The sequence below is a fragment of the Mesorhizobium sp. M1A.F.Ca.IN.020.06.1.1 genome (assembly GCF_004023265.1).
GTDB lineage: Bacteria > Pseudomonadota > Alphaproteobacteria > Rhizobiales > Rhizobiaceae > Mesorhizobium.
In genome coordinates this window covers 1-10,104 of the sequence record NZ_RZSR01000095.1, presented here as the reverse complement: position 1 = coordinate 10,104, position 10,104 = coordinate 1, and the positions used below count along the sequence as shown (strand labels likewise).

Below are 10,104 nucleotides of genomic sequence, written 5' to 3'. Positions count from 1 at the left end.
GGCTGCGAGGTGTTGCCGGAGAACGAATCCATCGCCGCGTCGATGGCGTCGACGCCGGTCTCGACCGCCGCCAGCACCGTCGCCGCCGACAGGCCGGAGGTGTCATGCGTGTGGAAATGGATCGGCAGGTCGGTCTCTTCGCGCAGCGCCTTGAACAGCACGCGCGCCGCCGAGGGCTTCAACAGGCCCGCCATGTCCTTGACGGCGATGATATGCGCGCCGGCCGCTTCCAGTTCCTTCGCCAGCCCGACATAATATTTCAGGTCGTATTTGGCGCGCGCCGGATCGAGTATGTCGCCGGTGTAGCACATCGCCGCTTCGATCAGCTTGCCCTCGGCACCCACCGCGTCCATCGCGACGCGCATGTTCTCGACCCAGTTCAAGCAGTCGAAGACGCGGAACAGGTCGACGCCGCCGGCGGCTGCCTGTTTGACGAAATGCTGCACGACATTGTCGGGATAGTTGGTGTAGCCGACGCCGTTGGCGCCGCGCAGAAGCATCTGCAGCAGAAGATTGGGGGCTGCCTCGCGCACTCTGCTCAGACGCTCCCACGGATCCTCGGTGAGGAAGCGCATGGCGACGTCGAAAGTGGCGCCGCCCCAGCATTCCAGTGAGAGCAGCTGCGGCAGCGCGCGCGCATAGGTGCCGGCGATGCCGGCGATGTCGTAGGTGCGCATGCGGGTGGCGAGCAGCGACTGGTGTCCGTCGCGCATCGTCGTGTCGGTAACGAGCACCTGGGCTTGCTCGCGCATCCATACCGCGAACTTCTGAGGCCCGAGCGCGTCGAGCCGCTGCTTGCTGCCGTCCGGCACCTTGCCGTTGAGATAGGGCACCACAGGTGCCGCCGCATCCGCCTTCGGCACCGGCCGTCCGCGCGTCTCGGGATGGCCGTTGACGCTGACGTCGGCGAGATAGTTGAGCAGCTTGGTGGCGCGGTCCTGCCGCTTGACCTGCTCGAACAGCTCCGGCGTCGTGTCGATGAACTTGGTGGTGTAGGAATTGTCGGCGAAGCTCGGGTGGTTGATGATCGCTTCGAGGAAGGTCAGATTGGTGGCGACGCCGCGGATGCGGAACTCGCGCAATGCCCGGTTCATGCGCGCGATCGTCTCGGCCGGCGTCGGCGCCCAGGCCGTCACCTTTTCGAGCAGCGGATCGTAGAACCGGGTGATGACCGCGCCCGAATAGGCGGTGCCGCCGTCGAGGCGGATGCCGAAGCCGGTGGCGCCGCGATATGCGGTGATGCGCCCGTAATCGGGGATGAAATTGTGTTCCGGGTCCTCGGTGGTGATGCGGCACTGCAGGGCGTGGCCGTTGAGCTTAATGTCCTTCTGCGCCGGCACGCCGGACTCCGGCGTGCCGATGGCGAAGCCGTCGAGGATGTGGATTTGCGCCTTCACGATATCGATGCCGGTCACCATCTCGGTGACGGTATGCTCGACCTGGATGCGCGGGTTGACCTCGATGAAATAGAACTTGCCGGTGTCGGCGTCCTGCAGGAACTCGACGGTGCCGGCTCCGATGTAGCTGGTCTCGCGCGCGATCTTCAGCGCGTAGGCGCAGAGTTCCTCGCGCAGTTTCTCGCCGAGGTAGGGAGCCGGGGCACGTTCGACGACCTTCTGGTTACGGCGCTGGATCGAGCAGTCGCGCTCGAACAGGTGCACGGCATTGCCCTGCGTGTCGCCCAGCACCTGCACCTCGACATGGCGGGCGCGCTCGATCAGCTTTTCGAGATAGACCTCGTCCTTGCCGAAAGCGGCTTTCGCCTCGCGCTTGCCTTCCATGACTTCGCGCGCGAGGTCGGCTTCAGCGCGGATGGCGCGCATGCCGCGGCCTCCGCCACCCCACGAGGCCTTGAGCATCACCGGATAGCCTATTTCCGCAGCGAGCTTTTTCACCTCGTCCATATCGTCGGGCAGCGGATCGGTGGCGGGCACGACCGGCACGCCGACCGCGATCGCCAGGTTGCGCGCCGCCACCTTGTTGCCGAGCCGGCGCATCGTCTCGGGCTTCGGCCCAATGAAGGTGATGCCGGCGGCAGCGCAGGCCTCGGCGAATTCGGGGCTTTCCGACAACAGGCCGTAGCCGGGGTGGATCGCATCCGCACCCGAGAGGCGCGCGACGCGGATCACCTCGTCGATCGACAGATAGCTTTCGATCGGACCCATGTCCTTGGTGAGATGCGGACCGCGCCCGACCTGGTAGCTTTCGTCGGCCTTGAAGCGGTGCAGCGAATATTTGTCCTCTTCCGCCCAGATCGCCACGGTTTTGAGGCCTAGCTCGTTGGCCGCGCGAAAGACGCGGATGGCGATTTCGGACCGGTTGGCGACGAGGATCTTCGTGATTGCCAAGGACTGGGCTCCAGTAGCGGAAGGTGAGGTGAACCGGCGCAATGATTAGCGTGAAAATGCTGCAGCGCAAACAAAATAGCGCGACACTTCAATCGATTTAAATCGTTTGTTTGCGCCAAACCTTCGCGACGGCCTCCGAGCGCCTGGACGACAACGCCGACGAACTCGGCGAGGGACACGAAGGCAGGATGGATGCGCGGCCAACAAAAAATGCCCGGCGCTCAGCGCCGGGCATCTCGGAAAGTCGGCTCTTCTTTGCCGGCTTATTGCTCGAAGTAGGAGTACTTGCCGTCTTCACCCTTCTTCCAGGTGTACATGACATAGTCCGGGCGGGTGATGTCGCCCTTGGAGTCATACCCAATGTCGCCGATGGCGGTCTTCCAGGGGCCGCCCGACTTGATCGTCTCGGCGACTTTCTGCGCATCGTCGGCGGAGCCGGTCTTCGTGATGGCCGCAGCGATGATCTGGATCGCGGCGTAGGAGTAGAGCGTGTAGGCCTCCGGTTCGAAACCGGCAGCGCGGAACTTCTCCACGAGCTCCTTGGCGTTCGGGTTCTTGCGCGGATCCGGCGCGAACGTCATCAGCGTGCCTTGGACGGCGTCGCCGGCGATCGAGGCGAGCTCGTTCGACACGATGCCGTCGCCCGACATGAACTGGGCCTTGAGGCCCTGGTCGGCGAGCTGGCGGATGATGAGGCCGGCTTCCGTATGCAGGCCGCCATAGTAGACGACGGAGATACCGGCTTCCTTCATCTTGGCGATGAGCGCCGAGAAGTCCTTGTCGCCGACATTGATGCCTTCATACATGGCTTCGTTGACGCCATTGGCGTTGAGCGCCTTCTTGGTTTCATCGGCAAGGCCCTGGCCATAAGGGGTCTTGTCATGGATGAGCGCGATCTTGGCGTCCTTGAAGTTCTTGGCGACATAGTCGCCGGCAACCTTGCCCTGTTGGTCGTCGCGTCCGCAGGTGCGGAACGTATTCCACATGCCGCGTTCGGTGAACTTGGGATTGGTCGCGGCCGGCGTGATTTCGAGGATGCCATTCTCGGCATAGACTTCCGACGCAGGAATTGAGACGCCCGAATTGAAGTGGCCATCGACGAACTTGATGCCGTCGGCGACAAACTTGTTGGCGACCGAGATGCCCTGCTTCGGATCCGACACGTCGTCACCCACGCTCAGCTTAAGCTGCTGGCCGAGGACTCCGCCAGCCGCGTTGATGTCGGCGACCGCCTGTTCGGCGCCCTTCTGCAGCTGCGCGCCGAAGGCCGCGTTCGGACCGGTGATCGGACCGGCGACGCCGATCAGAATGTCGGCCCACGCGCTGCCGCTGAACGCGATGAACGCGGTCAGCGCCACGGCGGACAAGAGTGATTTTTTCATTGAAACGCTCCCATTTACGGAGTGGGCGTGGATGATACTTTCATGCGATGCCCACCCTTATCGCAGAAAGCATAGAATGCCGATTTTCAGGCACTTGTCACGCCAAATTCATTCCCCGGAACGGCGTTGATCATGAACGTCAACCCTTTGGTTTCCAGCTCAATAAGGAGGCTCTTTCGTAGAGCCAATTATACTGAGTGACCATCTGGTTCGTGCGCGTGTATTGATAACCAAGGAAGCCCAGTATCATTAGCACGATGGTGTCGACGATATAGTAGTGCAGCGAAAACATCGTGCCGTCGAACAGCGCGTGGTGGATGAACCTTATGCCGATGCCGAGTCCGAGCATATAGAGGAACAGCTGAAAGAAGCTGCGCCAAGTCTGCGCGCTCGCCTTGCCGGTCATCCACGCCGCCCATCCGCCGAGCAGGCAGGTGACGAACAGGAACTGCCAGATCGAGGCTTCCTCGTAGAGAATGCCCTGCATGATGAAGTCTCCTGAACTCAGTGGTGGCCGCCTTCGAGATAGGCGGCGCGCACTTCCGGATTGGCGAGCAGCTCCTTGCCGGTGCCGCTCATCGTCACATTGCCGTTGACCATGACGTAGCCGCGATTGGCGAGCTTCAGCGCGCCGAAAGCGTTCTGCTCGACTAGGAACACGGTCAGCCCTTGGGTCCGGTTCAATTCGCGGATTGCATCGAAGATCTGCTTGACGATCAGCGGCGCCAATCCCAGCGACGGCTCGTCGAGCAGAAGCAGCTTCGGCCGGGCCATCAGCGCACGGCCGATCGACAGCATCTGCTGCTCGCCGCCCGAGAGCGTGCCGCCGCGCTGGCCGATGCGCTCCTTCAGCCGCGGGAACAGCGCAAACACCTTCTCGGCATCCTCGTCAAAATGTTTTAGGTTGTCGAGGCTGGCGCCCATCTGCAGGTTTTCCATCACCGTCATGCGCGGAAAGATGCGGCGTCCCTCAGGCGACTGGGCGATGCGCATCCGCGCGATCTCGTGCGTCGGCAACTGCGTGATGTCGTTGCCGGCAAAGGTGATGGAGCCGCTGCGCGCACGCGGCGCGCCGAAGATCGTCATCATCAACGTCGACTTGCCGGCGCCATTGGCCCCGATCAGCGCCACGATCTCACCTTGGTTGACGGTGACGTCGACACCGTTCAGCGCACGGATGTTGCCATAATAGGTCTGCACGCCCTTGATATCGAGCAGCGTTGTGCCGGCCATTACTTATGCCCTCCGCGCGGCTTGGCTGTCGAGGATTTCGCGGCCGGCTTGCCCGTGGCCCGCTCGGACGACTTTCTTGGCGCTTTGGCCTTGGCATCGACCTGAGCCGCTTTGGAGGCGCCTCTCGATACCATGACCCGTTCGCCCTCGTCCGCGTGTTCGACAGTGTCGGAAACCGGCCCCGCCATCATCGAGGCGGAACTGCCCGGCCCGTGCGCCGCATCAGGCCCGGTATCCAGCTGCTCGATGACATCCTCGTCGCCGACTTCGGTCAGCACCTCTTCCACTTCCTCGTCGTCGACGCCGAGATACGCGGCAATCACGCGCGGATCGGTCCGGACCGACTGCGGGCTGCCGTCGGAGATCTTGCGGCCGTACTCCAGCACCACGACGTGGTCGGAGATCTGCATGACCACCGACATGTCGTGCTCGATGAGCAGGATCGACGTGCCGGTGTTGTCCTTGATGTCCATCAACAGTTCATTGAGCGAGGCCGATTCCTTCGGATTGAGACCGGCGGCCGGCTCGTCGAGGCACAAAAGCTCAGGTCCGGTGCACATGGCGCGCGCGATCTCCAGCCGCCGTTGCGCGCCATAGGGCAGGTCGCCGGCCGGATCGTCGGCGCGGTCGACGAGATTGGCCTTTTCCAACCAGTGCTTGGCGAGATCGATCGATTCAGCCGAGGCCTGCCGGTAGCTGGAGAAGCCGAACAGGCCGAGGAAGGTATAGCCCGAGGCCTTCATCAGCTTGTTGTGCTGGGCGACCAGGAGGTTCTCCAGCAGCGTCATGCCCGAGAACAGGCGGATGTTCTGGAAGGTGCGCGCTACCTTGGCGCGCGCGGGGATCTCGTGATTGGGCAGGCGCTCGAGCAAATAGTTCGAGCCGTCGCGCCGGCTGAGCGTGATCATGCCTTCCGAAGGTTTGTAGAAGCCGGTGATGCAATTGAACACGGTCGTCTTGCCGGCGCCGTTCGGTCCGATCAGCGCGGTGATCTCGCCGCGCTTGGCCTGGAACGACAGGTCGCCGATGGCGATCAGGCCGCCGAACTTCATCGACAGATGCTCGACCTGCAGGATGAAGTCGTTCATGGAAACTTGCGCGTTCATCAGCCGTGGCCCTCCTTGGTGAAGGAGCCTGAGACCGCTTTTCGCTCCTTGAGGAAGGCTGTTGGTTCTCGACTGCCGACGAAGCCGCGCGGCTTCCACAGCATGACGATCACCATCGCAACGCCGAACAATAGCATGCGGTAGAGCTCCGGCGTGAAGTCCGGACCGAACACCACCTTGAGGAAGCCCAGCTCGCGCAGGATCTCGGTGCCGCCGATCATCACCAGCGCCGCCACCGCGATACCGCCCAACGAGCCCATGCCGCCGAGCACGACGATGGCCAGGATGATCGCCGATTCAAGGAAGACGAAGGATTCCGGGCTGACGAAGCCCTGGCGCGCGGCGAAGAACGAGCCGGCGAAGCCGCCGAACATGGCGCCGGTAGCGAACGCCGTCAGCTTGGTGGTGGTGGTATTGATGCCGAGCGAGCGGCAGGCGATCTCGTCCTCGCGCAGCGCTTCCCAGGCGCGGCCCACCGGCAGGCGGCGGAGCCTGATGGTGACGAAGGCGGTGAGGAAGCAGAGCGCCAGGATGAGATAATAGAGGAAGATCTTGTAGTAGGCGCCCGACTGGGCGATGCCCAGCACCTTGGCGATGTAGTTCGGGTCCGAGACGTTGAACGACATGAGCCCGAAGAAGGAGACCTTCGGGATGCCGGAAATGCCGGCCGAGCCATTGGTCACCTCACGCCAGTTGATCAGCACCAGACGGATGATCTCGCCGAAGGCGAGCGTGACGATCGCCAGATAGTCGCCGCGCAGCCGCAGCACCGGGAAGCCGAGCATGACGCCCCAGAAGGCGGCCATGGCGCCGGCGGCAGGCAGCAGGATCCAAAACGACAGGCCAAAATGCGTGCCGAGCAGCGCATAGGCATAGGCGCCAACGGCGTAAAAGGCGACATAGCCGAGGTCGAGCAGGCCGGCTAGCCCGATGACGATGTTGAGGCCCCAGGCCAGCATCACATAGATCAGGATCTGGATGCCGAAATTGTCGACCCATTTGAGCGAGCCCTGGAAGCCGAACAGGAGCACCATCGCCACTGGATAGAGGATCAGCACCGTGGCGCCGATCTTGTTGAAGTTTCGCCGCACGAAGCCGGGCTCCACGGCGACTGCAGGCGCCTTGGCCCTTTCAGCCCTTGATCGTTCGAGCGCCGGAACCGCATAGGCAACATAGAGGAAGCGCCCGACGACAACGGCGAGAACCACCAGGGCGAGCAGGCCCCAGCGCTGCACCAGGATCAGCTCGTTGTTGATGTTCTGATCGGTCCTGAGACCGATGAACAGCACGAACAGGCCGAGCGCGATGGCGCCGGCGTAGAGCGCTTCGCGGAACGCGCGCTGGATGGGAGTAGCGACGACGTCGCGCTCCGGAGAAACGGTAACGGCCATGAGGATCAGACCTTTTCGACTTCAGGCCGGCCCAGGATGCCGGAGGGCAGGAAGATGAGCACGATCGCCAGGATCGAGAAGGCCGCGACGTCCTTGTAGTCGATCGAGAAATAGGCCGACCACATGCTCTCGATGAAGCCGATCAAAAGCCCGCCGAGCACTGCGCCCGGCAGCGAGCCGATGCCGCCAAGCACCGCCGCCGTGAAGGCCTTCACGCCCGGCACGAAACCGTCTGAGAAGACCACCACGCCATAATACATCAAGAAAAGCGTCCCGGCGACCGCGGCAAGCGCTGCGCCCATGATGAAGGTGATGGAGATAGTGCGGTCGACGTCGACGCCAAGCAGCGCCGCCATCTTGCGGTCCTGCTCGCAGGCGCGCTGCGCCCGCCCCAATGCCGTCCTGTTGACGAGATACCAGAAGATCGCCAGCAGCACGGCAGTGACGAGCACGATGATGATCTGCTTCAGCGAGACGCTGATGCCGTCGATCGTATAGACCTGGCTGACCAGCGGCGGGATCGGCTTGTTGCGCGGCCCTTGCGTGACCTGCACGAAGTTGGACAGGGCGATCGACATGCCGATGGCGGTGATCAGCGGCGCGAGCCGGAACGATCCGCGCAGCGGCCTGTAGGCCACCTTCTCGATCGTCCAGTTGTAAAGACTGGTGAGCAGCATGCCCACGATCATCATGATCAGGAGCGCCACCACCACCGGCACCGAATAGAACATCGCGCCGAGGATCAGGAAGACGATGAGGGCCGTGAAGGCGCCCACCATGAAGATATCGCCATGGGCGAAATTGATCATGCCGATGATGCCGTAGACCATCGTGTAGCCGATCGCGATCAGCCCGTAGATAGATCCCAGCGTCAGCCCGTTGATAAGCTGCTGGACGAAATACTGCATATTTAAGCGGCTCCCCTGGAATGTCGCCTTCGAGGACGCATTCCTTTTCGTATTGCCCCTAGTCGTAAAGTTTCAAGCCCGGATTGCAACGTGATTTTTCAATCGCCGCGCGTGGTTTGGAAGCACGCTGCCCGATTGCCCGCTTTCTCGCACCCGGCCCCTGGACTATCGCGGACCCTATCATTGGCACAACGCAATGTCTTTGACGATTAAGCCGTATCATGCGCGTCGTTTCGAAGAAATCGCCGTCAAAATAAATTGATGAGAAGATTCCTTGCGTCAGCGGCAGCGCTCGATTTTGCCGTCCCGCGCATTCCGCCAAGTCAGGATTCTGCTCGGTATGACGGTCATGTGACGGCGAGGCGAACGGCGGCCGAAATCACCTTTGCCGATTGGTTCGGTAGTCAGGTTTCGACGAACGACGAGGCGGCCTGACGCCGAACGGGAGCGATCAGGTGACGATGAACCCGTGCGCGAACGGATCGCGGTCGTCGATGAAGATGGTGTTCAGTCCGGTCATGCGCGCCCAGCCGCCGATCGAGGGGATGATGGCTGGTTTGCCGGCAACGCTGACCTCCTTTTCGACCCTGCCCTTGAACAGCGAGCCGATGATCGACTCATGGACAAAACTGTCGCCGACCTCGAGCCTGCCCTTGGCGTGGAGCTGCGCCATGCGCGCCGAGGTGCCGGTGCCGCAAGGCGAGCGGTCGATCGCCTTGTCGCCATAGAACACGGCATTGCGGGCATCGGCCTCGGCATCTCTCGGCTTGCCGGTCCACAGCATGTGCGACAGCCGGTTGATGCCCGGGTTCTCCGGATGCACGAACGAGTATTTCTCGTTCAGGCGCTGGCGCACAAGCGGGCTCCAGGCGATGAGGTCGGCGGCCGAATGGTCGGCCATGTCGCGGTAGTTCTCCTGCGGCTCGACGATGGCATAGAAATTGCCGCCATAAGCGACGTCGACGCTGATCTCGCCAAGCACCGGGCACTCCACCGACAGCCCTTCGGCGTAAAGGAAGGACGGCACGTTGGTGATGCGCACCTCCTCGACATATTCGCCGACCTGTTTGTATTCGGCGACGACTAGGCCGGCCGGCGTGTCGAGCCTGAGCACGCCCGGCGTCTTCGGCCTCACCAGCCCATGCTCGATCGCCATCGTCACGGTGCCGATGGTGCCGTGGCCGCACATCGGCAGGCAGCCCGAGGTTTCGATGAAGAGGATCGCGATATCGCAGTCCTCGCGCGTCGGCGGATAGAGGATCGAGCCGGACATCACGTCATGACCGCGCGGCTCGAACATCAGCCCGGTCCGGATCCAGTCATATTCGGCGAGGAAATGCGCCCGCCGTTCCATCATCGTCGCGCCTTCTAGCAGTGGGCCGCCGCCGGCAACCAGCCTCACCGGATTGCCGCAGGTGTGGCCGTCGATGCAGAAGAAGGATGTCTTGGCCATGATGGCTCCCTGAAATATCAGAATTCTGGCGAATTGTCAGAACCGTTGCGGGCGGAAAGGAGTGAGATCGATCGGCGGCTCCTGCCCGAGAAGGAGATCTCGGATCGAGCGGCCGGTCGCTGCCGCCTGGGTCAGGCCGAGATGGCCGTGGCCGAAAGCGTAGACGATGTTCGGCGCCCGCGCCCTGCCGATGACCGGCAGCGAATCCGGCAGCGATGGCCGGAAGCCCATCCACTCGCGGCCGCCCGACGGATCGAGCCCGGGCAGGAAACGCTTGGCTTTT

8 protein-coding genes and 1 pseudogene are annotated in these 10,104 nt (G+C 62.7%); all 9 read right to left on the bottom strand.

Annotated features, from left to right (window positions below):
• Positions 1 to 2,348, bottom strand: a 2,348-nt coding sequence (gene pyc, locus EOA60_RS06880) for a pyruvate carboxylase (protein WP_128311168.1), incomplete at its 3' end; no start/stop codon positions are given.
• 263 nt (positions 2,349 to 2,611) lie between these two features.
• Positions 2,612 to 3,730: a branched-chain amino acid ABC transporter substrate-binding protein gene (locus EOA60_RS06875; RefSeq protein WP_067001684.1), complete on the bottom strand. Its 1,119-nt coding sequence runs from the start codon at positions 3,728 to 3,730 to the stop codon at positions 2,612 to 2,614.
• A 139-nt stretch (positions 3,731 to 3,869) separates the two neighbouring features.
• Complete coding sequence (locus EOA60_RS06870) at positions 3,870 to 4,217, bottom strand: DUF6867 family protein (RefSeq protein ID WP_067001681.1); 348 nt, start codon at positions 4,215 to 4,217, stop codon at positions 3,870 to 3,872.
• A gap of 17 nt (positions 4,218 to 4,234) precedes the next feature.
• Positions 4,235 to 4,963 (bottom strand): ABC transporter ATP-binding protein, encoded by a 729-nt coding sequence (locus EOA60_RS06865; RefSeq protein WP_067001678.1) that lies wholly within the window; start codon positions 4,961 to 4,963, stop codon positions 4,235 to 4,237.
• Positions 4,964 to 4,995: 32 nt separating this feature from the next.
• Positions 4,996 to 6,069: pseudogene (locus tag EOA60_RS06860) on the bottom strand (ABC transporter ATP-binding protein); the annotation flags it as partial.
• On the bottom strand, positions 6,069 to 7,460 hold the full coding sequence (livM, locus tag EOA60_RS06855; RefSeq protein ID WP_095824103.1) for a high-affinity branched-chain amino acid ABC transporter permease LivM: 1,392 nt from the start codon (positions 7,458 to 7,460) through the stop codon (positions 6,069 to 6,071). The gene livM and the pseudogene EOA60_RS06860, both read right to left, overlap by 1 nt.
• Before the next feature lie 5 nt (positions 7,461 to 7,465).
• The gene (locus EOA60_RS06850; RefSeq protein WP_067001669.1) at positions 7,466 to 8,368 is read right to left on the bottom strand and encodes a branched-chain amino acid ABC transporter permease LivH; all 903 of its coding nucleotides are present in this window, start codon (positions 8,366 to 8,368) and stop codon (positions 7,466 to 7,468) included.
• 451 nt (positions 8,369 to 8,819) lie between these two features.
• Positions 8,820 to 9,821, bottom strand: a complete 1,002-nt coding sequence (locus EOA60_RS06845) for a 4-hydroxyproline epimerase (protein WP_067319515.1) — start codon at positions 9,819 to 9,821, stop codon at positions 8,820 to 8,822.
• 36 nt (positions 9,822 to 9,857) lie between these two features.
• Positions 9,858 to 10,104, bottom strand: a 247-nt coding sequence (locus EOA60_RS06840) for an FAD-binding oxidoreductase (protein ID WP_164899207.1), incomplete at its 5' end; no start/stop codon positions are given.